General features: G+C 45.6%; 20 protein-coding genes and 1 pseudogene. 15 read left to right on the forward strand and 6 right to left on the reverse strand.

Annotated features, from left to right (window positions below; translation table 11 throughout):
* From OQJ75_RS09910 to OQJ75_RS09930, 5 genes and pseudogenes are all read left to right on the forward strand, one after another.
* Positions 1 to 292, forward strand: a 292-nt coding sequence (locus OQJ75_RS09910) for an integrase core domain-containing protein (protein ID WP_266067171.1), incomplete at its 5' end; no start/stop codon positions are given.
* 349 nt (positions 293 to 641) lie between these two features.
* On the forward strand, positions 642 to 1,343 hold the full coding sequence (locus OQJ75_RS09915; RefSeq protein WP_265973170.1) for an ABC transporter ATP-binding protein: 702 nt from the start codon (positions 642 to 644) through the stop codon (positions 1,341 to 1,343).
* 4 nt (positions 1,344 to 1,347) lie between these two features.
* Positions 1,348 to 3,882: pseudogene (locus tag OQJ75_RS09920) on the forward strand (ABC transporter permease).
* On the forward strand, positions 3,882 to 5,015 hold the full coding sequence (locus tag OQJ75_RS09925; protein WP_265973169.1) for a lipocalin-like domain-containing protein: 1,134 nt from the start codon (positions 3,882 to 3,884) through the stop codon (positions 5,013 to 5,015). Before OQJ75_RS09920 ends, OQJ75_RS09925 begins: the two are co-directional and overlap by 1 nt.
* A gap of 397 nt (positions 5,016 to 5,412) precedes the next feature.
* On the forward strand, positions 5,413 to 5,595 hold the full coding sequence (locus OQJ75_RS09930; RefSeq protein WP_265973168.1) for a hypothetical protein: 183 nt from the start codon (positions 5,413 to 5,415) through the stop codon (positions 5,593 to 5,595).
* Positions 5,596 to 5,676: 81 nt separating this feature from the next.
* On the opposite strand, the gene OQJ75_RS09935 is transcribed toward OQJ75_RS09930, so the two are convergent.
* The gene (locus tag OQJ75_RS09935) at positions 5,677 to 6,465 is read right to left on the reverse strand and encodes an AraC family transcriptional regulator (RefSeq protein ID WP_017101015.1); all 789 of its coding nucleotides are present in this window, start codon (positions 6,463 to 6,465) and stop codon (positions 5,677 to 5,679) included.
* 98 nt (positions 6,466 to 6,563) lie between these two features.
* Here OQJ75_RS09935 and OQJ75_RS09940 point away from each other — a divergent pair, with 98 nt between their 5' ends.
* From OQJ75_RS09940 to OQJ75_RS09955, 4 genes are all read left to right on the forward strand, one after another.
* On the forward strand, positions 6,564 to 7,457 hold the full coding sequence (locus OQJ75_RS09940) for a DMT family transporter (RefSeq protein WP_248391944.1): 894 nt from the start codon (positions 6,564 to 6,566) through the stop codon (positions 7,455 to 7,457).
* Positions 7,458 to 7,643: 186 nt separating this feature from the next.
* Positions 7,644 to 9,266, forward strand: coding sequence for a peptide ABC transporter substrate-binding protein (locus tag OQJ75_RS09945; RefSeq protein ID WP_265973164.1), 1,623 nt, complete (start codon positions 7,644 to 7,646; stop codon positions 9,264 to 9,266).
* Positions 9,267 to 9,674: 408 nt separating this feature from the next.
* Positions 9,675 to 10,178 (forward strand): acyl-CoA thioesterase, encoded by a 504-nt coding sequence (locus OQJ75_RS09950; RefSeq protein ID WP_019822926.1) that lies wholly within the window; start codon positions 9,675 to 9,677, stop codon positions 10,176 to 10,178.
* Between the two features lie 236 nt (positions 10,179 to 10,414).
* Complete coding sequence (locus OQJ75_RS09955; protein WP_409574901.1) at positions 10,415 to 10,687, forward strand: hypothetical protein; 273 nt, start codon at positions 10,415 to 10,417, stop codon at positions 10,685 to 10,687.
* A 573-nt stretch (positions 10,688 to 11,260) separates the two neighbouring features.
* On the opposite strand, the gene malG is transcribed toward OQJ75_RS09955, so the two are convergent.
* The 3 genes from malG to malE form a co-directional block, all read right to left on the reverse strand.
* Positions 11,261 to 12,151 carry a maltose ABC transporter permease MalG gene (malG, locus tag OQJ75_RS09960; protein ID WP_050632832.1) on the reverse strand — a complete coding sequence of 297 codons (891 nt, stop codon included), beginning with the start codon at positions 12,149 to 12,151 and terminating at the stop codon, positions 11,261 to 11,263.
* An 11-nt stretch (positions 12,152 to 12,162) separates the two neighbouring features.
* Positions 12,163 to 13,734, reverse strand: coding sequence for a maltose ABC transporter permease MalF (malF, locus tag OQJ75_RS09965; RefSeq protein ID WP_260811981.1), 1,572 nt, complete (start codon positions 13,732 to 13,734; stop codon positions 12,163 to 12,165).
* A gap of 81 nt (positions 13,735 to 13,815) precedes the next feature.
* On the reverse strand, positions 13,816 to 15,000 hold the full coding sequence (gene malE / locus OQJ75_RS09970; RefSeq protein ID WP_248375032.1) for a maltose/maltodextrin ABC transporter substrate-binding protein MalE: 1,185 nt from the start codon (positions 14,998 to 15,000) through the stop codon (positions 13,816 to 13,818).
* A 665-nt stretch (positions 15,001 to 15,665) separates the two neighbouring features.
* Here malE and malK point away from each other — a divergent pair.
* Complete coding sequence (malK, locus tag OQJ75_RS09975; protein ID WP_010431455.1) at positions 15,666 to 16,778, forward strand: maltose/maltodextrin ABC transporter ATP-binding protein MalK; 1,113 nt, start codon at positions 15,666 to 15,668, stop codon at positions 16,776 to 16,778.
* A gap of 241 nt (positions 16,779 to 17,019) precedes the next feature.
* On the opposite strand, the gene OQJ75_RS09980 is transcribed toward malK, so the two are convergent.
* Together OQJ75_RS09980 and OQJ75_RS09985 are read right to left on the reverse strand one after the other, a co-directional pair.
* Complete coding sequence (locus tag OQJ75_RS09980) at positions 17,020 to 17,220, reverse strand: hypothetical protein (protein ID WP_010431457.1); 201 nt, start codon at positions 17,218 to 17,220, stop codon at positions 17,020 to 17,022.
* A gap of 224 nt (positions 17,221 to 17,444) precedes the next feature.
* Positions 17,445 to 19,361 carry a methyl-accepting chemotaxis protein gene (locus OQJ75_RS09985; protein WP_265973155.1) on the reverse strand — a complete coding sequence of 639 codons (1,917 nt, stop codon included), beginning with the start codon at positions 19,359 to 19,361 and terminating at the stop codon, positions 17,445 to 17,447.
* A 454-nt stretch (positions 19,362 to 19,815) separates the two neighbouring features.
* Here OQJ75_RS09985 and OQJ75_RS09990 point away from each other — a divergent pair, with 454 nt between their 5' ends.
* Genes OQJ75_RS09990 through OQJ75_RS10010 form a run of 5 tightly spaced genes read left to right on the forward strand, consistent with a single transcriptional unit; the run spans position 19,816 to position 25,130 of the window.
* Positions 19,816 to 20,772, forward strand: coding sequence for an AAA family ATPase (locus OQJ75_RS09990; protein ID WP_265973153.1), 957 nt, complete (start codon positions 19,816 to 19,818; stop codon positions 20,770 to 20,772).
* A gap of 10 nt (positions 20,773 to 20,782) precedes the next feature.
* Positions 20,783 to 21,709, forward strand: coding sequence for a DUF58 domain-containing protein (locus OQJ75_RS09995; protein WP_265973152.1), 927 nt, complete (start codon positions 20,783 to 20,785; stop codon positions 21,707 to 21,709).
* Positions 21,706 to 22,191 carry a DUF4381 domain-containing protein gene (locus OQJ75_RS10000; protein WP_265973151.1) on the forward strand — a complete coding sequence of 162 codons (486 nt, stop codon included), beginning with the start codon at positions 21,706 to 21,708 and terminating at the stop codon, positions 22,189 to 22,191. Before OQJ75_RS09995 ends, OQJ75_RS10000 begins: the two co-directional genes overlap by 4 nt.
* Positions 22,184 to 23,176 carry a vWA domain-containing protein gene (locus OQJ75_RS10005; protein WP_416340677.1) on the forward strand — a complete coding sequence of 331 codons (993 nt, stop codon included), beginning with the start codon at positions 22,184 to 22,186 and terminating at the stop codon, positions 23,174 to 23,176. Before OQJ75_RS10000 ends, OQJ75_RS10005 begins: the two co-directional genes overlap by 8 nt.
* Positions 23,169 to 25,130 carry a VWA domain-containing protein gene (locus OQJ75_RS10010; protein ID WP_265973149.1) on the forward strand — a complete coding sequence of 654 codons (1,962 nt, stop codon included), beginning with the start codon at positions 23,169 to 23,171 and terminating at the stop codon, positions 25,128 to 25,130. The genes OQJ75_RS10005 and OQJ75_RS10010 overlap by 8 nt, the downstream gene beginning before the upstream one ends.

Consider the following 25,130-nt stretch of genomic DNA (forward strand, 5'->3'; position numbering starts at 1 on the left):
CTGCCAATATAGCAGCCGTAAATATCGCCAAAGACTTTGGCGATATCGTATAACTCAAAGCATGAGTCGTCGTGGTAATTGTTGGGACAACGCTCCCATGGAGCGGCTATTTAGAAGCTTGAAAACCGAGTGGATACCAGCAACAGGTTACCTGACACAAGCTCAAGCTAAGAAAGACATCAGCCATTACCTGATGAGTTACTATAATCGGCAACGGCCTCATCAAGCAAATGATGGGCTGTCGCCAGTAAATGCCGAAAATCGGCTTAAGTCAGTGTCCGGAATTTGTTGACCACTACATGGGGCATAAACAAGTTAGAGAAACAGCACTAACCCACCCCACTTTCATAAAGAAAACCTTTAACACGTTAAGCCATGATTTATTGCACTTAAACGAGATCACGAACCATCTAACGATAAATCCAAAAGCCTCCATAGTGACTCTAAGCTCCCACCACCAACTGCATTCTCCCTCACACTGATCTATTTCCCTCTTTTCGCAGTACAAGTTATTAATAATTCGATATAAATCGCTCTATTGTTTGAAATTGTTGTCTACAGTTTTATAGAGCTTGTCGCTTCGGTAGTTGCCACAAGTAACGACACCTTTTGATGGTAAGTTTTGGTTATAAGGAAAGGAAATGGAAAGCCCAATTGTCACACTCACACATGCCAGCAAAAGCTTTGTTGATGGCAAAGATACCCATCACGTATTGGAAGGTGTCGACTTCGCTTTGGCAACAGGGGCAAGCGTGGCTTTGACAGGGGCGAGTGGCAGCGGAAAAAGTACTTTGCTGAACGTAATTGCGGGCTTCGAACCTCTTTCCGGTGGCGAGTTGTGGCTCGATGGCGAGAACACATCAAATTGGAAAGATCCACAATGGAGCCAATTCCGCCATCAAAATTTGGGCGTTGTCTTTCAACAGTTCAACTTGTTAACCCCACTCAACGTAAAACAAAACATCGCGTTTCCTCTCCATTTAAATCAACAGAAGTGGAGCGACTGGTGCGATTATTTAGTTGACGCATTGGGCATCAGCGAGCTACTCGAAAGGCATGTATCCTCACTCTCTGGCGGTCAACAACAACGAGTTGCGATTGCTCGCGCGCTAGCCCACAAACCGAAACTGCTGCTTGCCGACGAACCCACAGGCAACCTCGACCACAAGGCTGGCATTGAGGTAATGAAGCTGCTGAGTGAAATCACCACACAAGGCAACACTGCGGTGCTTTTGGTTACCCACAGCCCAGAATGCGCCAGCTTTATGCAGACAAAATTGGTGTTAGATGATGGTTGTTTAAGGAACGCAAATCTGACCCCAAGAGCACAGCGTTGTGAGTAATCCAATGAAGCAAACTGGCTTCGCACAAAACCAGCTTACCCATACTAAACTGACGTTGAGTCTATTCGCGGCACACTATCGCCAATCGCCACTGCAAGCTGCAGCAATCCTGATTGGTATTGTGCTAGCGGTCACCTTGTTTGTTGCCGTGCAGGCCATTAACCTTAATGCCAAGCGCAGCTACGCTGAATCGACCGAGCAACTTAGCGCCCAGGCGCAGAACCTTATCATTCCACCAGCAGGGCAAAACTATTTGCCGGAATCGCTTTACTTTAACTTAAGACAAAGTGGATTAAGCGCTACGCTGCCTGTGATTGAAGGGCGAATAAGAGATGAACAAGGCCGACGCTGGTCAGTTCAAGGCAGTGAGTTGATCGCCGCTCTCACTTCAAGATCTCGTCACGCTCGCGTCGACGAAAAAAGCAATACTCAAACCAAAGAACCAAACATTTCCCTGTTCGACAATGCCTTACCTTTGCCGCAACTCTTAGCGGGTGAACCCATTGTGATGATGAGCCAATCGCAACACCAGAACTTGGGAGGAATAGACGCACTCACTTTGGATGAAGTGCTCACTCAAGTGGTAGTGCTACCAGATGAATGGCAGCTCGGTAGCCGAATGTTGATGGATATTGGGTTCGCTCAGCAACTGCTTAACAAGCAAGGGGAACTGAGCTATATCGCTATTTTTGACACTAAGAGCGACACTAACAGCAATGCTCAGGATAAATGGCAAAGCCTTATTGGCGAGCAAGGGCAATGGATATCCAACAACCAAAGCACGGATCTCGGTTCAATTACCGATAGCTTTCACCTTAACCTCACCGCCATGAGTTTGTTGGCGTTTTTGGTTGGCCTATTCATCGCTTACAATGGTGTGAAGTACAGTTTGCTGAAGCGTAATCGGCTATTGGTGCAAATTCAACAAGCCGGCATTGCGCCAAGCATCGTGTTTTCAGCTCTGTTAGTCGAGCTGACTCTTTTAGTCACACTGGGCGCGTCGCTTGGTTTCATTCTCGGCATTCAACTCAGCCACTGGCTACATCCCACCGTCGCGATAACGCTTGAGCAACTTTATGGTGCAACGCTGCTTCCCGGCACATGGCAGTTGAAATGGTTAGTGCAGGCACTGCTACTCACGCTGGCCGCAACGCTTGTCGCGTGTTGGCAGCACTTTAAACAGCGGGTGCGACAACCCCTCTCTTCCCATGGCGGTTTCTATCAAGCGCCGGAAGCGTCTAACGAAAATCAGCTGTTTGTTATCGGGGCAGTATTAACCATTGTCGCGTTAGCAGGGTTATGGCTGAGCGAACATCATCGCTTTACCATGGCATGGCTCGGTGTGTTAGTGGTGTCGATTCCTTTGTATTTGCCCAAAACACTCAGCGTGCTAGCGAACTGGAGCGAAAAACGCACCCAATCGGGGTTAATACAATACCTATTTGCTGAGCTGCGTGAACTTATCTCCCCTCTGTCCCTTGCCATGATGGCGTTGCTTCTCGCTGTCACCGCCAATGTGGGAATGAACACCTTAGTCGGCAGCTTTGAATCCACGTTAAAGCAATGGCTTGAGCAGCGCTTACATGCCGATATTTACGTTAGCCCTGCCCAAGGTGAAATTGCCAATGTGGAACGTGCGTTAGAGTAGTTTGAAAATGTTGAAACCGTTTATAAGCAATATTATGTCGACGATAACTTGCAGGGCTTACCGACTTTGCTCGGAACCAAAGACAAAGACACACTTGAGCAAACCATGGTGTTCCAATCTCACGTTGATGACTTCTGGTCACGCTTTTACCAAGGTGAATTAGTGGCGATCAGCGAGCCTACCGCGGTGAAGCTCGGATTATCATTGAATAGCAAACTTGAACTTGATGCGTTCCAAGACAAAACACTCATCGTCGGCGCGATTTTTCATGATTACGGCTCACCGAATGGCGAAGTGTTACTTGCACCTGATTTATGGCTCGAAAGCGGATTTACTGACTTACCCACCAGCTTGGGAATCAAAGTATCTGGTGATCCACAAGTGGTTTCTGAACAGCTACGCCAACAACTCAATCTGCACCCAAGTCAGCTTTACGATCAAGCACAGATCAAATCGATCGCTTTAGATATCTTCTCACAAACCTTTGCCATCACTCGGGCGCTTAATGGCGTCACTTTAATGGTGGCGGTGATTGGGTTGTTCTGCGCCTGTTTCATGTTGCTCGATGCACGCAAAGCCGCTATTGCAAGGTTGTATGCGCTAGGTGTGAGTCAGAAAAAATTGATGGCGATGGTGGTCGGGCAAATCGTTGTTCTGGTCGCCTTCACTCTGGTTATCGCTTTACCACTCGGCGCTATGGTCGGTTATGTGTTGACGGACATCGTTACCCTGCGCGCCTTTGGTTGGAGCCTAAATTACGTATGGAATTGGAGTGATGCACTCAGCATCTCAGCCATCACTATTTTAGTGGCTGTGATTGCGACCTTGATTCCACTGTGGCGTTTGGTCAGCAAACCCGTGGTATCCAGTTTACAGAGCGAGGTGTTGTGATGAATCGAGCAATAAGCGTTTTCGTTCTCACACTTGGCATCTTGCTCCTTTTAGGGTGCGACGAGTCCACTCAACCATCAGCTCAAAATATGGGTTCAATACTCGGTACTGAAACACAAACCGAGAATGAAACGGCAATCGATCAAGCGCAATTTTCTCCGGTAGTAAAAGGTATCGACATCACCTTCCCTGCCGATCATCAAGCACACCCTAGTTTTCGTCATGAATGGTGGTACTTAACCGCAAACTTAATTGATGAAGAAGGCAATATGTTAGGTGTGCAATGGACACAATTCCGCTTCGCGGCTGCACCACAGGAAAGTGGCAATGGCACTAAGGGAACTACGTGGCAAAGTCAGCAAATCTACATGGCACACAGCGCCGTCACCACTAAAGATAAGCACTACGCCGATGAAAAGTGGTCACGTGACCAAGCTGAACTGGCGGGTGTCAGCACTTCACCGTTTCGGGTCTATCTTGATGACTGGCAATGGAACTCTTCAAGCGATGATCTATTCCCCGCAACCTTGAACGCTAATTCAGATCAGTTTGGCTACTCGCTTAAGTTAACCAGCAACGCGCCTTATCAAAAGCAAGGCGAACAAGGCTACAGCACTAAAAGTAGCGATGACAAAGTGGCTTCCTACTACTACAGCCAACCATTCATTAATGTATCGGGCGAGGTAACTATTGATGGAGTAACCCATCTGGTTTCTGGTACAGGTTGGATAGACCGAGAATGGAGCTCTCAGTTTTTACTCGACTCGCAACAAGGTTGGGATTGGTTTGCGCTAAGGCTGAGTGATGAAACCAGTTTGGTCGTGTTCCAACTGCGAAACTCAGCAACAGGTGAAGCCAGTTATTCCCATGCAAGGTTAATGCAGCAAGATGGCTCTGGCATCGCGATTAAACAACAAGATATCAGCTTAACCGCCACCAAAAAAACCGAGTTCGATGGGCGTGACTATCCAACAGAGTGGAAAATTACGATTCCGACGCAACAAATTAAACTGACCGTCTCGGCGCTTAATCCAAATGCGAAAATGCCACTGTCGGTTCCTTATTGGGAGGGGCCTATCTCAATTGAAGGTTCTCATTCTGGGTCTGGCTATATGGAATTGACGGGGTATTAGAGCGTGCATTACTAACAACAAAGACATAGCGACAACCATCGATAAACCACCTTCTTCCAAAGCCTCCACCACGGAGGCTTTTTTGCCATCCGTAATGTTCTATTTACCTTAACGCCTGTTGAATAATATCTAATTTAACCAAACGCTGAGCTCCCCTAAAATACCAATCAAATGGTTAGGAGAGATAGAACATGATTAGCTCAGTACACAATGACGAACTCAATAGATACATAGAGAAACTAGACTTAAACCTTACTAAGGCTCAGGTTCGTGAACTTGGTTGGCAGCAAAGCAATGGAGGGGTAGGAAAAGAAAAAACAGTTTTAGGCTCGTGGTTTTTCTTTTCTTTCTTTGGCTTATGTACGTCTGCATGTCTTGCGCTGCTGATGTATATTTCATGAAGACAAACAAAACAATGACCACGTATAACCAGCATGGCATATTCAATTGGTTCGAGGTCGATGGAGAAACGTACATACTGTTCAAGGTGGGCAGCAACAGTACTCTATTGAACCAACACTATGAGGATGTCACCGAACAACAGAACGAAATATATGGGCTATTAGGTGTGATTCCATAAGCTAATACTGCACGTATTCACTTATGGTCTATCTATTCACTAACTAGTGAAAACATCCGTTCTTTTGGCAACACGAGCAGGCTACAACAAACGGTTCTTATACTGTTCTGGCGTTTGGTTCGCATAACGTTTGAACATGGTAATAAATGGACTCGCTTGGTTATAACCCAATGTTAGAGCGACCTCTTTTACCGATTGGCCATTCCTCAACAAGTCCATTGAGTAGAGGTAGCGCACTCGCAGTCGCCACTCTGTAAAGCTCATTCCAAGCTCCGTCTGGCAGTGACGAGAAAGGGTTCTTTCCGTGGTGTGAACACGTTCAGCCCAATCTTTCAGTGTCACTTCATCGGTCGGGTTTTCTTCAACAGAAGCCAATATAGGCGCGAGGTACTTATTGTCGGTCGAAGGCAAGAAGTGGTGTTCAACCTCACGCTGCGCAAGTTGGTCAAGCAGTACCTGAACGAGCCTTTGATCTTGTTCTGTTTCCGCAACATTGATTCCACGCTCGCGAAAGTCATCGATAATAGAAGACACAATCGGCGTGATCTTTATAAGGCTGGTTTTATCTGGCAGATGTTGCGTGAGCTCTGGGGCGATATTTAGCGAACAGTAGTCCAAAGGCTTACGGTTATAACTGCAATGCATCACCCCGGCCGGTACCCAAATCGCTAAATGTGGTGGCGCTAGAAATCGGGTACTTTCCGCTTCCATCTCTAATATACCGCCACTGATCAATTGAACCTGTCCCCATGAGTGGCTATGAACTCGGGTCTCAGTGTTCGAAAGAAATGCTTCAAAATTCATAAATACGTTGGATGGTGCCTTATCAATTGATAAGGATGGGTGAAGATTTCTGGAGTGTTTTTTCAAACTTGTCTTCCTATCGCGCCTGATGTCTTTCTAAAGATACTTGTAAGTATAACGACCTGTCAAACTAGCCGCATCAACTCATTTGCGACGGAATTTACATGCATTACCTCTTACCATTTTTTACAGTCTGTATCTGGGGCGCCAATGCAATCGTCAACAAGCTTGCTGCAAGCACCATAGAACCTAGTGCGATGAGTTTTTACCGCTGGTTTTTTGCGATGTTAATTCTCACGCCTTTCTGTATTCGCCCAGTGATGAAGCAGTGGGCTGTCATTAAGCCAAACTTATCTAAATTAGCGTTCCTCGGCTTTTTGGGCATGGTGTTGAACCAATCTCTAGGTTACTACGCAGGCTTAACCACAACCGCTTCCAACATGGCATTGATCACGTCTTTAGTACCATTGATCAGTGTGTTTCTAAGCGTTCCTTTGTTACACAAGTCCATTTCTAGTTTGAGTATTGTGGGTGGCGTGTTGTCACTGTCAGGCTTAGCTCTGATGTTGGGTAAAGGCGATCCTTTGTTCTTCATGCATCAAGAATTGACTCAAGGCGATGGCTATATGCTAATTGCGGCCTTTGTTTATGCTTCGTACTGTGTGCTACTGAAACGCTGGAAAATGCCAATCAGTAGCTGGGTGGTGATTTACATTCAGGGGCTGTTTGCTGTCGCGATGCTTACGCCACTTTGGCTTACCAGCGAACAGCTTTTACCACCGCAACAAGCGATCCCATTGATAGCTTACGCCGCGGTTGCCGCTTCAATTTTAGCACCTTGGATGTGGGTGAAAGCGATTGATACCATTGGTGCGGATTCAAGTGCGATGTTTATGAACTTGATGCCAGTTATCGCAATTGTATTAGCTTCCACTTGGCTAGGCGAAGAGATTAATCAGTTCCACATCATTGGTGGTGTGATGGTAATTTCAGGCGTGATCCTTGCACAAATCAAAAGAAAACCAAGGCTGGAAGCGCCACTACCTCAACAAAGTTAGGTCAGTCCCTTACATTAAGCTGCCTACATACAAGTTCCATTTAAGAATGCCTGCGTTACTCCGCAGGCATTTTCGTTTTGTTCACACCGCTTTCAAATTTCGTTAATGCACAATTGCTGTGTTGCAACCTGTGGCCGACTCATGTTTAATGCATTGAGTACTGTTTAAATTGTAAAAGGAATTACAATGACTCAACCAAAGCTACCTCTGCTTATCTCATCGCTGATCGCTCTCTCTTCAACTTCAGCTATTGCCGCTTCTGTGCCCTCTGGCACTTCACTCGCTGAAGAACAACATTTTGTGCGTGGCAACGGCGCAGAGCCCAACACACTAGATCCTAGTTTCGTCAATTCAGGTATGCCCGGAGACATCATCGTCAATGACATGTTTGAAGGCTTCGTGATCGAGAACAGTGATGGACAGATTATTCCAGGACAAGCTGAAAGTTGGACGTTCAGCAAAGACGGTAAAACCGTGACGTTTGTATTGAAAGAGAACGTAAAATGGTCGAATGGCGATCCAGTCACAGCGTCTGATTTTGTGTTTGGTTGGCAGCGCGCAGTGTCTCCGAAAACAAGTAACAACACGGGTTTTGTTTTTTCGACGGCTAACATCGTGAACGCTAGCGAGATTCTATCAGGAGACAAAGATCCCTCTGAGCTTGGCATCAAAGCATTAGATGAGCGCACGGTTGAAATTTCACTTTCAAAACCTACGCCCTACTTTATGAGTTTAATGAGCATCAAGACCTTTTTCCCTTTGCCTGCTGAGTTGGTTCAAGAGAAAGGCGACCAATGGACTCGCGCAGAAAATATCGCGACCAACGGTGCTTACACTTTGAGTAAATGGGTGCCCAACGAATACGTTGAAGTCGAGAGGAATCCAAATTATTGGGATGACACATCTACAATCATCAACAAGGTGACCTATTTGGGCTTATCTTCTCAAAATGCCGAGCTGATTCGTTACCAAGCTGGTGAGATTGATATGACCAATCGTGTCCAACTTGAGTACTACCAAAAACTTGTCAAAGAGAGCCCTGAGCAAATTAAAGCACAAGCTTTGCTTGGTTCTTATGTCTACTCGTTCAACACTCGTCAGGCACCATTTGATGATGTCAGAGTACGTCAAGCACTAAGCATGACCGTCGACCGTGGGATACTAGTAGATAAGGTAACAGGGCAAGGTGAACCAGAAGCCTACAGCGTGACACCGAATAATATTCCTGACTACACAGCGCCTTTATCCGAATTTAGTGCTTTGGACAGCGCTCAGCGTTTAACAAAAGCTAAAGCGTTAATTGAAGAAGCGGGATACAACGAAAACAAGCCGCTCAAGTTTACCCTTACGTACAACACCAGTGAGAATCATAAAAAGATCGCTATTGCGATTGCCTCGATGTGGAAGCCACTTGGCGTAAAAGTCGAGTTAGAGAACATGGAATGGAAAGCCTATGTTGCAGCGAAAGGGAGTGGCGACTATCAGCTGGCTCGATCATGGGCATTTGGTGACTATCCAGAGCCTTCTGCACTGTTAGAAGCCTTCACTTGTGATCACACAGCAAATGAGAGTGGCTACTGTAATCCAGATTATGATGAGCTCTTACAGCAAGCGAGTAAAACGGAAGATCAGTCTAAACGCTTTACTTTATATCAGCATGCTGAGTCGTTACTCAACGATTCTGCAGCAGTTATGCCTCTGTATCATTACAATCACACACGATTAGTGCGAAATACACTAAAAGGCTTCCCTAACAATAATCCGAAAGGAAATATCTACGCGAAGGATCTATACTTTGTAAAACAGTAAAAGTGAGCTGATAAGAAAACAATAACCACTACCACTTTAGTGGTAACTGAGATACAGTCACTTTAACTAAACCAAATCAACAGCGGTTAGTTGGCTAACACAAAAAAGGTACCGACATGAGTACCACACGGCTTAGAAACACCTAGCATTACGCTAGGTGTTTTTTTTTGCAATCGACCTATCTAGTGACTTAATCAGTATTTCTAATCGCTTGCTTGATATCACTTCACCCATGTTTGCCATTCGCCTCATACGCCTTTAAGCACCAATATTCATCAACTGAACATCTGTTTGAAAAAAATAGTCTTAACCGTGAGATTATCCGCTTTAACTTATGTCATCTTAAGTATATTGTTACTAGCAAGTAACAAGCATGTTATGCAGCAAAATAATAATGAAGGAAGATTGATGAGCAGTAGCAATAGCCGACAAGATGGTAAACGAGACGTTACTCTGCGTTTTTTAGCTGAACCCGGGGATGTGAACTTTGGTGGTAAAGTTCATGGTGGTGCAGCAATGAAGTGGATCGATTTAGCAGCCTACGCTTGTTCTGCAGGTTGGAGCGGTAAATACTGTATAACAGCCTATGCAGGAGGAATTCGATTCGTTGCCCCAATTCATGTAGGCAACCTTGTGGAGGTAAGTGCAAAGGTCATCTACACAGGTTCATCTTCAATGCATATCGCTATCGACGTGCAAGCAAGCGACCCTAAAGAGCTCAATAACCGCCTAACAACTCACTGTATCGTTATTATGGTCGCTGTCGATGAAAATGGTAACCCAACTAAAGTGCCAGAGTGGATACCAGAGACACCAGAAGACATCGAATTACGAGACTCAGCTATTCGCCTAATGAACATGCGAAAACAGATTGGTGAAGAGATGGAAGCTCACGTGAAGTACCTAAAGTAAGGTTAACCAGCAACGCTACCCTACAAAACCTTATTACAATGCCAAGCACCTGCTTGGCATTGATTTATTTGATACCTTCGTGTTCTACACCGCCAAATCCACTGCACACCCAATACGTCCGATAAGAGCGTGATACCCAGCCAAAGGTTGAAATGAATCGGCACTTGTTCACTGATTTATTTTGACTGTAATAAAGTCGTCATTTTGCTCTGATTAAATACCGCCAATCATAATGGATGTATTTGAATTTCCTGGAGCCACACTTGAGCGTTACACGCCCCACTCTTAGCGAATCTACACTGAACAATTTGAAGGCTGTTGAGTATCAATGGGTTAGAACCTTGTACGTCGAGGGCTACGATAGTAATGAAATTAATCACTACATCCAGACGTGCTTCGGCGGCGACCCAACGTTTGCGGATCTGTTTCGTCGTGTCGCACTCGATCAAGAGAGCATCTACGTGTTACTGCAACATTTAGGTTGTGCACCTTCAAGCAAAGAGTTCTAACTTCTAACTCCCACCAAAAATCAGGCATATAAATAAAGCCACTTACATACCCCTTACAGATACTACTTAAAAACTCTGTAACCACCTCTGGCTTCCCTATACATTTTCAGTGCAATTTCAGGTTTTGTTGCATACAAATCATTGAAGTATCACGCATTGGAATATTAGCAATATATCAATAGTACAACAGCCACTTATACTGAGTGTCTGATTTGTGAGACTCGTTCATGCCTTCAAGTAAGAGGAATGAGTCAAGAAAGGTGTAGAAGAGAAGTGACTCGAAACTTTAATGGCTAAAGCAGCTATGAGCACAAAAACTGACAGGTAAAACGAATATCCGGACAAAGTAGAAAGCAAAAAGTAGCAGGCATAAAAAAACCCAAGTAAATACCTGGGTTAGAGTTACAAAAACCACTAATCATTAATAGCGTAAGGAACCTGATTAGTAGCCAGCTATGCGTAACCTGAGGGTTATTTTTATTACTGATCGGCGGCCAAACCAAATGATGTAATAAAAATGCCAATATAGAGCGACCACGAAGGTCGCTCTTTTTCTTTCTTATGAGATACAGCTTATCCTTTTACACCACCTGCCGTCAAACCGCCAACTAACCAACGTTGAGCAAGTAAGAACACGATCGTAATCGGAAGTGCCGAAAGTACAGCAGCTGCCGCAAAGTCACCCCATAGGTAGTTTTGCGGATATAGGTATTGCTGCATACCTACTGCTAGCGTGTAAGAGTTCACATCAGTAAGCAGGATAGACGCTACTGGTACTTCACCTACTGTTGCGATGAACGAAAGAATAAACACAACCGCTAGAATTGGCACAGACAATGGCAGTAGAACCAGTCTGAATGCTTGCCAAGGCGTTGCACCATCAAGTGCAGCCGCTTCTTCCAATGAGTTATCAATCGTCTCAAAGTAGCCCTTAATCGTCCAAACATGCAGTGCAATACCACCTAGGTAAGAGAAGATCAGACCACCGTGTGTGTTCAAGCCTAAGAACGGGATGTATTGACCAAGTTTGTCAAACAGCGCGTAGATAGCCACAAGAGCCAGTACTGCTGGGAACATTTGGAAAATCATCATCGCTTTAAGGATAGTTTCTTTACCTTTGAAGCGCATACGAGCAAATGCGTAAGCCGATGTCGTTGACAGTGCCACGATTAAAATCGATGTAACACCTGCCACTTTAATCGAGTTCCACAACCAAGTCAGTACTGGGAACGGAGGTGCCGTCACCGAGCCGTCAGCATTCGTTACCGACATACCAAGAGCCAGTTTCCAGTGCTCCAGTGATGGATTGTCTGGAATCAAACTACCGGTTGCGAAGTTACCTTCACGGAACGAGATCGCGATGATCATCAGTAGTGGGAAGATTATCATTGCCAAGAAGCACCACAACACTGCATGCGTTGCCCACACTCGGTATTTAAGGCCTTTACCTTGTACCATAGCCATTGTCGTGCTCCTTAATCTTGAGACAGTTTAGTGAAACGAAGGTTTAGTAACGCTAGTGCACCAACCAATAGGAAGATAAGCGTTGCGATAGCACTTGCTAGACCGAAGTCTTGACCGCCGCCGCCTTCGAATGCAATTCGGTACGTGTAGCTTACAAGCAAGTCTGTGTAACCCGCTGGCTCAGAAGTACCAATCATGTTCGGGCCACCGTTCGTCAATAGTTGAATCATTACGAAGTTATTGAAGTTAAAGGCAAACGCTGCAATCAATAGCGGTGTAAGCGGTTTAATCATCAATGGGAACGTAATGCGCTTGAAGTTATCAAGGAAGTTCGCACCATCAATCGCTGACGCTTCGTATAAATCATCAGGAATCGCTTTAAGCAGACCCATACATAGAATCATCATGTAAGGGAAACCTAGCCACGTGTTAACCATCAGCACCATGGTTTTCGCTAAGATAGGGTCTGAGAACCAGTTCGGGCTTAAGCCGAAGATATTCTCAAGCACCATGTTGATCTCACCAAAGCTCTGGTTGAATAGACCCTTAAAGATAAGAATCGAGATAAACGCTGGTACGGCGTAAGGCAGAATCAGTAGAACACGATAAATAGAGCGGCCTTTCAACTCTTCCCATTGCACAATGTTTGCCAGTACAAGACCGATGACAAGAGTGAACACTACGGTACATACAGAGAAGATTACCGTCCAAATAAAGATGCTGATGAACGGTTCTTTAATGCCGTCATCTTTCCACACACGTTCAAAGTTATGTGTCCCTATGCTAACAACAAAGCCCGGAGAAATTGTGTTACCGGTAAATTCACCATTGGCATCAACAGGTTGGTAGAAACCCACATCCATATTTGGCTTGAGGACTTCACCCGTTTCATTGTTGATTAACGTTTCTTCATCGTCTTGTAGCGTGTAAAGCGGAGCAACAGAAGCAAACTTACGTAAGCCACTCATGCGGATGTCACCACCGTCCGGTAGATTGAAATCAACACCATTGATCGCAGCTCGGTTTTGGATGATCGCTTTGATCTTCTCTTTTTCACCTTGCGCAGACTCAATGACAGATAGGTCCATCTCCGTTTCTGTCATATTGTCTAGAGAAAATACGTCAGTCGCTAACAGTTGATCGCCATCTTTTACGACGATTTGGTGACCGTCATCTGTCTTGTACAAAGTAAATGGGTAGCTCTCACCGCTTTGGAAAGAACGGTCTAAAAGAACGGTTTGAGTGCGCTCTAGAGAAAGCTGATTTTTTGCGCTGTAGTTAGTAAACGCAAGCCCTACGGTGTATGCCAATGGGAAAAGAATGAACAAGATCATTCCGGCAATACCTGGGTAAATATAACGGTGGGCGTAAGTTTTTTTACTACCAAAAATGTAAAGTGCCAAAGCCGTTAAGATCACTGTAAGCAGCGCAAAAGCGAGCTCACCGCGAGAATACATTAGAATTGTAGCGTAGCCGTTTATTAAGCCAACGCTACCAAGCAACCCCCATTTGATGAAGACGCTTTTACTGCCTGGAAGGCTTGATGGTGCTGGGATAGCATCTGTACCTTGAACTGACTGCATAGAGGAACCTGCTAGCGATATAGATAAAAAATAGAAAAGTAAGGAGAGGTTGCCCTCTCCTTAAAAGGTAGTGCTTGGTTGTTACTTAGTCATTCGACCTTCAGCAGCTTTTAGTGCTTGGTCTACTGATTGACGGCCGTCAACTACGTTGCCGATCGCTTCTTCCATGCTGTACCAGAATGTTGTGAACTGAGGGATGTTAGGCATGATTTCGCCATTCATCGCGTTGTCCATTGTTGCTGCAATACGAGTATCGCTGTCTAGTTGACGTTGGAAAGAGTTAAGAGCAACAGCGCCTAGTGGCTTGTCGTCGTTCAGGCTCTTCATACCTTCATCTGTTAGTAGGTAGTTTTCCATGAACTCAACAGCTAGGTCGCGGTTTGGAGACGCAGTGCTGATACCACCTGCCCATACACCAACGAAAGGTTTAGACGCTTTACCGTTGAACTTAGGTAAAGTTGTTACGCCGTAGTCTACGCCAGCTTTCTTGATGTTTTCCCAACCCCAAGGGCCGTTGATTGTCATTGCAACGTTACCTGCAACGAATTCAGACTCAGCTACTGAGTAATCCATGTCTGCAGAGATAACTTTGTCTTGTACCATCTTCTCGATGAAACCTAGAGACTTCTGAACACCTTCAGTCGCTACACCCGCATCTTTAATGTCGTAACCTTCAGCAGTCTGTTTGAATGCGTAACCGCCATCAGCTGCAAGTAGAGGCCATGTGAAGTAAGCGCCGCCACGTAGAGGCCACATGATTGCTTTCTTACCGTCTTTTTGAAGTTCAGCGTTAAGTGCTGGGATTTCTTCCCAAGACTTAGGTGGGTTAGGCACAAGTGCTTTGTTGTAAATTAGAGATACTGACTCAACCGCTACTGGGTATGCGATTGTTTTACCTTCGTAAGAAACAGCGTCCCATGCGAAGTCTACGATACCTTCTTTAGTTTCTTTAGAAGGTTTGATATCAACAAGAAGCCCTGCTTCTGCATAGCCACCAAAACGGTCGTGTGCGTAGAAGATCATGTCTGGGCCATCACCAGCTGCTGCTACTTGAGGGAATTTCTCTTCTAGCTTGTCAGGGAAAGCGACTGTTACTTTAACACCAGTATCTTCTTCGAAGCGTTTACCTACTTCAGCCATGCCTTCATAAGCTTTGTCACCACCTACCCAGATTGTTAGTTGTCCTTCTTCGATAGCAGCATTTGCACCAAAAGAACCCAGAGCAACTATTGTACCTAGAGCTACAGCGCTTAGAGCGTTTTTCATGTGAATATCCTTTTTATATTTATACGTAGGGCACATCTACCAAGACGAGCCAGTTTTCGGAGGTTATGATCTGAGAAAACAGACCCTAGCTCATCATCCTAGCCACTACGCCCTAGCTATTATGGCTTAAATTCGTGATCGCCATCCGGTCAGATTAGAGACTACAATCACAAAACACATACTCATCGTGATCAACATCACCGTTACGTGGTGGATTTATTTGAACTGGATCGCCAATTATTATTAACCCCCTATATCTACTCCTCCCCTCCTACTCCCCCTAGTTAATTTTGCGTTAGGAGGATGTACCCTTACGCCAATTCACCGAAACTGCATTCATCCAAGAGTGGATAGTAAGAACCCTTTACCGGCAAGTGTTATGTGTTGACGCATTATTCATTTAGTTGGCTTCACTGCCCGCTGGTGTCTTATATTAGCATCGAGCTAAATCTGTGATTGAATCACGGGGGAGGTTTAGCTGGATGTGGGGGAAATGGGCATCAGTTTGGCTATGACGGGTGGGCTTGGTTAAAGAATCCAAGTCTCACCCACTTTTTTTCTTACTCATTCAATACTTACCAATTCCTACAGTTACTGCTGACCCAAAAATTTCTTATAATGATAAGCAGTAAAACTTAAAATTTGATCGATCGAGGACTAGCTAGATGGCGAGTGTCACGTTAAAAAACGTTTATAAATCATATGGTGATGTACAGATTTCTAAGGACGTAACCTTAGACATCAACGAAGGTGAGTTCGTAGTATTCGTTGGACCATCAGGTTGTGGTAAATCGACGCTATTACGCTGTATCGCAGGTCTAGAAGACATTACGTCTGGTGATTTGTACATTGGCGACCAACGCATGAATGACGTTGAGCCTTCAAAGCGTGGCGTAGGTATGGTATTCCAATCTTACGCGCTTTACCCTCACCTTAACCTTTACGACAACATGTCTTTCGGCCTGAAGCTAGCGAACGCTAACAAAGCTGAAATTGATAAGCGTGTTGAACATGCTGCAGAAATCCTTCAGCTTGGTCACCTTCTTGAGCGTCAGCCTAAAGCCCTATCGGGTGGTCAACGTCAGCGTGTTGCTATCGGTCGTACTCTGGTTTCTCAACCAAATGTATTCCTACTTGATGAGCCTCTATCTAACCTTGATGCTGCTTTGCGTGTTCAAATGCGTTCGCAAATCACTAAGCTACAGCGTCAACTTGGCTGCACCATGATCTACGTTACCCACGACCAGGTGGAAGCGATGACAATGGCAGATAAAATTGTTGTTCTTGATGGCGGTTACGTATCTCAAGTCGGTAAGCCGCTTGATCTTTACCACTACCCTCAGAACCGTTTCGTTGCTGGCTTTATTGGCTCGCCGAAGATGAACTTTATGTCGGTTCACATCGAGCAAGCTGAAGCGGAACGCGTATTGGTACAACTTTCTAACGGCATGACTTTCTGGATCCCAGTCGATGGTACCACTGTCAATGCAGGTGACCGTATGTCTCTGGGCGTTCGTCCTGAGCATTTATTGTCTGCTGAAACAGGTGATGCGACGATTGAAGCTGAAGTGATGATGGTAGAGAAGCTAGGTAACGAAACTCAGGTTTACCTAAACCTTGAAAGTGCCGATGCTGACGTTATCTATCGCCAGCCAGATACGTTGACAATCGAATCTGGTGACAAGCTAGCGATTGGTATTCCTGCACACCGTTGTCACTTGTTCCACAGTGACGGTCGCGCATGTCGTCGCCTATACAAAGAATACGGCACAGACTAATCGCTTAGCCTTTTAGGGTGTAACTTGCCCATATCAAATCCCTCTTACTCAGTAAGGGGGATTTTTTATGTGAGAGAGAGAAGTTTAACTTACATCGAAGATGTTCATGAGTCAGCAATTCGAACTTTCGCTAGCGACAATAAAAAAGGCCTAGCAAGCGCTAGACCTTTATCTATGAGTCAGGCTATAAACCCAACTGCTAATATCACTTCTTTTAGACATGCAACCTGTCTAAATCAACTTAGTGAATTGGCGTATCATTCTGTTTGTTGAACTGGCCAAAATGCTTCTCTAACACTTCAGGTGTCAGTTTGCCTTCCGCTTCTAGTCGTTTGAACTCAGCAACAATTGCTTTTTGCTCTTCAAGTGATGGAAGTTTCACTTCAGGCTCATCGCCCATCTCTTGAGTCATCTGCTCTAGTTCTTTTTCAAAATCGCTCATGATACTTACCTAAATATTAAACCTAACAAGATTTTACTCATTTACGCTCTGTGATGCTAGAGCGATTAAGTGCAAAGCCCGAAACCAGATCAAGCTAAGGCCAGTTAGAAGAAAACAACCCCGTAAATAAAAAGAGCTGGATTCACGATTAAATGAATCCAGCTCTTCGTCTATGTCTCTTTCTAAGCCATGCTACAGCTTAAAGGAATTAAAGCTTAAAGAAATTACAGCTTAAACGAGCCAACCATCTTATCTAGGCGAGAAGAAAGGTCGCGAAGCTCTTGGCTCGCTTCAGCAAGCTGCTCAGCGGTACCCGTTGTCACTTCATTGATTGCGTTAATCTCTTCAATGTTCTGGTTGATGGTGTGAACTACGGTTGATTGCTCTTCCGTTGCCGTTGCTACTTGCGTGTTACGATCGGTGATGTCTACGATGCGGTCCGAAATGCCACCCAGTACATCTACGGCTTCATCCGATGCAGCTACACCTTCAAGGGTAATGACTTTACCTGTACTCATTGCTGTTACTGCATCTTTAGCATCGCTTTGCAGTTGGTTGATCATCTTCTGAATCTCTTCCGTTGAATCTGCTGTACGACTTGCGAGGTTACGAACTTCATCTGCTACCACGGCAAAGCCACGACCTTGCTCACCGGCACGCGCTGCTTCAATCGCTGCATTCAATGCAAGTAAATTGGTTTGCTCTGAAATATCGCGGATAACACCCAGAATGGAGCCGATATCTTGTGTTGTTGAAGCAAGTTGTTCAACCACTTGACTCGTACTTTCGATATCTTGAGCTAAACGGCTGATCGCGTCTTTTGCTTTGTTTACCACAGAGCGGCCCACTTCAGTATTGCCCGAAGCTTGAGTGGCCGTTTCCGCAGCCGTTGCCGCATTTGATGCAATCTCGCTGATGGTCATGCCCATTTGGTTAATGGCAGCAACTACTTGAAGGGTTTGATCACGTTGCTCTTGGCTATTATCGTGGGTGATGTGTGCTTTGTTAGAAACACTCTCTGCAGCCACTTGAAGCGCTTGGCTTGTCGAGCATACTTCTTTCATAGACTCGTGAATCTTTTCAATGAATCCATTAAAGCCCTTTGAAAGCTGTGCAATTTCATCGTTGCCCTTCACTTCGATACGCTGCGCCAGATCGCCATCACCTTCGCCAAGGTCACCGAATCGCTTAGCCAGAAGTTTAATCGGTTGAGTGATGCTGTTTGCTAGCACTACGCCCATAAGGATAAAGACTAAAGCCACGATAGCAGTCATGATCAGCATCTTCTGCGCAGTCGCATCGAGCTCAGCAAACACTTCACCTGTTGGTACCACACCAATAACGAACCAGTCCATGGACGACACATACAAACTCGCCACAAACAGTTCTTGTCCTTGGCTTTCAGTGGTAATCAGATTGAAACCCGACTTGTTCAATAGTTGGCTTGATTGAGGGCCGTAAAGTTGTTGAAGTGAAGAATCACTGCGAGAACGCTCACGGTGAATCTGTACATCACCTTGGCTATCGGTCAAAAATACAAAGCCTGTATTTTCAATCTTGAAACCGTTCAGCAGGTTAACCATGTCATCCATCGATTTTGATAAACCTGACATCGCCAAACCAGAAGGTTGTTGGTAGTTAGCAAACATCTTCACTTCACCATTGGCTTCTTGGAACATGCTCACCATGGTTGGCTGTCCAGATTGCGTAAAGCCAAAGAACCAACCATCTTGTTGTTGGTTTAGTTGGCGTAAGAAACCATCTTGGTTCCAGTAGTAAGCTGTTTGACGGTTAGCTACCGAGGCATCATTCAGCTGATATTGGTTACGAACATTGTTCAGTTGTTTAACCAGTTTATTTTCTAGCTCAGCATCGCGCTCGGTCGATTCGATAGCATCAGAAATGAATTCATTTGAAGCAATTTGCTCCGCAGCTAACAATAACTGAGACACTTCACGATCAATTTCACCATTGATTCGCTCCAACATACCGGGAAGCTCAATATCAACCAAACGGTGGCTCAATACATCTCTTGCTTGCTGTTGTGCCATCGCGCCGACAATCACTGTCGATGCAAGAACCGCAAAGGTAATGCCAAGTACAACTTTTTGTTTGATACTCAGAGAGTTAGTTTTAAACATATTTGGACCTTTAAAAGAATCGCTCGTTATCGGTATACCCTGGACAGGACTTTTCTAGTGCACTCCAACAAGCAATGCACAATCTGAGTGATGTATCGGCCAAAACCAATAAAACTAGAGACTTTTCTCTCAAAAAGCTGCAAATATGATGTAACAACCGGAATTATCCAAATTAAATATGAGTCAACTAAGGCAATATCGTACTGTCGAGAGTCGGCTTTAGCTATCAGCCCTTAGATCTAACTGAACTAAAACAACTCCCCACCGCCGAGCTTTTGTATATAAAGGCCAATTGATATAGTAATAATCACAACCTAACGATGTTTTTAGCTAACCACTTGTAAATCTTTCCAATTTTGAAAAAATAAATTACGCAAATGTACTGGAACTTTTTGCTACAAATCAGTGACCAATACTCAAAATAAGAATCAAATGGATACCCAGAGAGTCCAAAATGCACAAAACAAATTTCGAAGTCCTTCAAAACTATCTAGAGTCTCAAATCATTGGTCAAAAAGAGCTCGTTAAGCAACTGATGATCGCCCTTTTAGCGGATGGTCATATCCTCGTTGAAGGGCCTCCCGGTTTAGCAAAAACTCGCGCCGTAAAATCACTGGCTGATTGCGTTGAGGGGGATTTCCACCGCATTCAATTTACGCCTGACTTACTGCCTGCGGACTTGACTGGTACCGATATTTTCCGACCAGAAACTGGGGAATTTACCTTCCAATCAGGCCCGATTTTCAACTCGCTTATTCTAGCGGATGAGATCAACCGTGCTCCGGCGAAAGTTCAAGCAGCAATGCTGGAAGCGATGGCAGAGAAACAAGTGACTGCCGGTCGAAAAACCTATGCTCTGCCCGAACTGTTTTTGGTCATGGCAACACAGAACCCAATTGAGCAAGAAGGGACATACCCTCTGCCAGAAGCCCAGTTAGACCGATTCTTGCTGCATTTAGAAGTGGCTTATCCAGACATGGAAAGTGAGCTGGAAATCTTGCGACTCAACCGCGGTGAAGCTCAAGGCAACGAATCGGTTCAGCCACAAGAGATATCTCAGCACACGATCTTTGAAGCACGCCAAGAAGTACTCAATATTCATATGGCAGATACCATTGAGCAGTACATCATCAGACTGGTAATGGCGACTCGCCAACCCAAGCAATACAGCGAACAACTCGATCAATGGTTAGATATGGGTGTCAGCCCACGCGCAACTATTGCTTTGGATCGCTGCGCGCGTGCTCACGCATGGCTTGCTGGCCGCGATTATGTAACGCCACAAGACGTTCAAGCGATGGCATTCCCTGTATTACGCCACCGCCTGCTCCGTAGCTACCACGCACAAGCTGAAGGGGTCACTGCAAACCAAGTGATCGCACACCTTATTTCATTGGTTGGCAGCGCATAGAGATACGCGCATGAATAATCAACTACCCAACAATAGTGACGGCGTCACGTTGAATCTGGACGAACTTCTGCAATACAAAGCGCAGTCTGTTCGCTGGTTGCCTCCAGCCAAGAGCCTTTGGTCGCAACTTAACGGTCAACACGAGAGCAACCGCAAAGGACGCGGGATGAATTTCTCTGAAGTTCGTCAGTATCAAGCCGGAGATGACATCCGCAGCATTGATTGGCGCGTGACAGCTAGAACGGGCAAGGCGCATACCAAGCTGTTCTCTGAAGAAAGAGAGCAGCCTGTCATTTTGTTCTTGGACCTATCAAGCAGCATGATTTTCGGCTCAACCTTATTGCTAAAGTCGGTTCAACTCGCGCACTTTGCCAGTCAACTGTGCTGGCTCACTGTGGCTCAAAAAGACCGAATTGGCGCAGTAATAGATACTGGCAAAGAGATCATTGAAATCAAGCCCAGTGCGAGTAATCACGCGCCATTACGCATTCTTCAAAAAGTCATAGAAATCAATAATGCGGCACTGACTAGTCACCACAATCATAATGACACGACCTTAGAGCATGGGCTGAAATCTCTGCACCAGCTTTGCCCTAAAGGCAGCGATATTATTATGCTCAGTGACTTTGTGCGTTACCAAGAAAGTGACTACCCACTTATCAGCCAAATTCGCCGGCACAACAGAGTACGTCTGGTGCATTTCTACGACCCGCTAGAGCAGGGTGAAACCGCCTATAAAGGTTCTAAACAGGTCACCGATGGCAGCAAAACTCAATGGTTTAATTTCTCTTCTAATAAAGAAAAGCAAAAGCTTAACCATGCTTTTTCGCTTAAGAAACAGCAGCTGCAACAGATGGGGTTGTCTCTCGCGATACCTTATAGCTCGCTATCGAGTGCGCAGTCACTCATGAGCCAGATATCAGGAGCTCAGTCATGAAACAGCCCTTAGATTTAAGTCCGGTTATTGCGCCAGACGCACCGACTTGGTGGCCTTTGGCGTGGGGCTGGTGGGCAGTGATTATCACAGCCATTGCCCTGATTGCCTTGCTGTTTTTCATTCTAAAACGTAGAAAAAACAACCAACAGGCGAAGCAAGAAGCGCTGTCTTACTTCAACAATAATCAGCCTTCAAAGCGCTTATCACCTTGCGAAGCACAACGCATCCTTCGCCAAGCAGCATTGAGCTACTTCCCACGAGAGAAAGTAGCAGGTCTAGCGGGTGATGATTGGTTAAAGTTCTTAGACGCACAACTAAAAAAGCCGTTGTTTGTAGCAAAACGCTCCCAGTGGCAGCAGTCGCTTTATCAAGATCCAACTTCAATGAATGACGATCAGCGCAAGGTTCAGCAGCAATTAGTTAATGACTGTGAAACTTGGATTCGCAAAGCCCTTCCTCCAAAGCGAGGTCGTTATGACTGATTTTTTAAACACGAGCTTACTCAACATTGAATTCGTTTGGTGGTGGATGTTTTTCCTCGCGCCACTGCCGTTTCTCGTTTACTTGTTCTCACCTAAGGCAGAATCAAACAGCGCTCTTAAGCTTCCATTTCTGCCAGAGGACAGTAATACCAAAACGCCAAGCACTCGCTTGCCAAAGGCGTTATCCGTCATTATTTGGCTTTTATTGGTGACAGCACTCGCACGCCCCGTTTGGTATGGCGAACCGGTGGAGTTTCAACCGAAGCACCGTGACTTGATGTTGGTTGTCGACCTCTCCTACTCGATGAGCCAAGAGGACATGCAGTTCAATGGCGAATACATCGACCGCTTATCCGCAGTCAAACATGTGTTGAGTGACTTTATTGAACACCGCAAAGGCGACCGAGTTGGGTTGGTGCTCTTTGCTGATCATGCATATTTGCAAACTCCCCTGACGTTAGACAGAGACACACTGTCACAACAACTCAATCAAGCAGTACTGAGACTAATCGGTAATCAAACTGCGATTGGCGATGGCATTGGCCTTGCGACCAAAACCTTTGTTGATAGCGATGCTCCGCAACGTGTGATGGTGCTACTCAGTGACGGTAGCAATACCGCTGGGGTATTAGACCCATTAGAGGCCGCAGACATTGCCAAGAAATACAACGCGACCATTTACACCGTCGGTGTTGGCGCAGGCGAAATGATGGTTAAAGAGTTCTTCATGACTCGCAAAGTGAATACGGCTCAAGACTTGGATGAACGCACGCTAATGGAAATTGCTAAACGCACAGGCGGTCAATACTTCCGAGCTCGTGACAGTAAAGAGCTGGCGACCATTTACGACACCATCAACCAGTTAGAACCCGTGACAAATGCCACCAAGGTTTGGCGGCCGCAACAAGAGTGGTTCGTATGGCCTTTGTCTGCTGCCATGTTCTTCGCATTTATGCTGTTAGCCATTAGGAGAAACAATGTCTAACTTTACTTTTATCTACCCATATTGGTTCTTGGCGCTTGCCGCGCTGCCCGCGATTTGGTGGCTTAGCAAGAAGCAATCTAAGCAAGGGTTATTGGCGTCTCATATCGCGCGATATTTAGCCCCAGAATCAAGTAAGCCATCGAAAAACCGCAGCACTTACTTTGGTATTTGGTGGTTAGTCGGTGTTGTTGCACTAGCCGGACCAAGCTTTCAAAACAATGAACAGCCGAGCTTTGAAAAAACGCAGGCGCGAGTTGTGATGATGGACATGTCGATGTCTCTATACGCTACCGACATAAAACCAAATCGCCTGACTCAAGCGCGATACAAAGCTTTGGATCTGCTCTCATTATGGAAAGAAGGTCTAACCGGAATGGTCGCGTACGCTGGCGATGCTTACACCATCAGTCCGCTTACGTCAGACATCAACACCATCAAGAGCCAAGTGCCGAATCTCTCTCCAGATATCATGCCTTACCAAGGCAGTAACGCACCTGCTGCGGTAAAGCTTGCGATTGAGATGATGACTCGCGCGAAGATCTATCAAGGTGACTTAGTATTGATTGCGGATGATATCGATGACCAAGAGAAGAAAGAGATCGACTCGCTGCTATCTGGTAGCAATTGGACGCTATCTATTTTAGCGGTAGGCAGTGAAAGTGGCGCACCCATTTCTTTACCTACAGGCTCAATGCTGCAAACCGACTCAGGGCAAACCGTGGTCGCGAGAACCCACTTAGAGAACATGCGCGACCTGACTCGCAGTTATGGTGGCACGTTCACTGAGGTTCAATTTGATAACTCAGATGTTGAGCATATCGCGAGTTATCTCGACCGAGTGGCAACAACCTCTGAAGTAACCAAGACCAATAACTCACTCAACACCAGAGTCAACAATGGCTTCTGGCTTCTGCCGTTCCTATTACTCCCTGCACTTGGGTTGTTCCGAAAAGGTGTTATTTGGTGCGGATTAGCTGTGGTTTTGTCGTTAAGCCAACCGAATACCGCGTTTGCGAATCCTTGGAAAACCGACGACCAGGTGGGTTATCAGCTTTATCAAGATGAAGACTTCCAACAAGCTGCAGAGCAGTTCCAACAACAAGAGTGGAAAGGCATCGCACAATACAAAGCGGGAGACTTCGAAGCTGCAGAGCAGACACTACAAGGTTTGAATGGCGAAGATGCTCGCTACAACCTTGCAAATGCACAAGCACAGCAAGGCAAGTACGATCAAGCAATAGAAGAGTATCAACGCATTTTAGAAAACAACCCTGAGCATGCCTATGCGAAGAAGAATCTAGAGATCGTCAAACAAGCCCAACAGCAACAGCAACAGCAACAGCAACAGCAACAGCAACAGCAACAGCAACAGCAACAGCAACAGCAACAGCAACAGCAAGGTGATTCTGAATCCAAAGATCAAAAAGACCAAGACCAGCAGAATCAGCAAGGTCAGCAAGGTCAGCAAGGTCAGCAAGGTCAGCAAGGTCAGCAAGGTCAGCAAGGTCAGCAAAATGATTCTTCGCAAGACTCGTCGGATCAACAACAAAGCTCTGCAAGCGGTGAAAAATCACAGAACCCAACAGACGACCAAGCGAACAGTGCAAACCAAGCGCAAGCCAAAAACCAACCGGATGAAAATGCAGGTGAACAAGAAGGCGAGCAAACAGCACAGTCTAAACAGCCAAGTAAAGCTGAGCAGTCAGAAGATCAAGAGCATGATGAATCAAAACCTCAAGGTGCGAGCGCACAGCAAGCTTCAAGCGAAAAAGGTGAAGACGATGCTCAACAAGCTGTAGCACAAACCTCAGGGCAGCCGCTATCGAGTGACCCAGATATGCGAAAGCTTGAGCAAGTAGAAAGCGCCCGTGACCCGAGCCAGCTGCTTAAAGCACAAATGATTTTACAAGCACGACAAAAAAGTGCTCCTAACAACCAGAACAAAAAGTGGTAA

Origin of the sequence: Vibrio sp. 14G-20 (assembly GCF_026241515.1) — a bacterium.
In the GTDB taxonomy this organism is placed as follows: Bacteria; Pseudomonadota; Gammaproteobacteria; order Enterobacterales; family Vibrionaceae; genus Vibrio.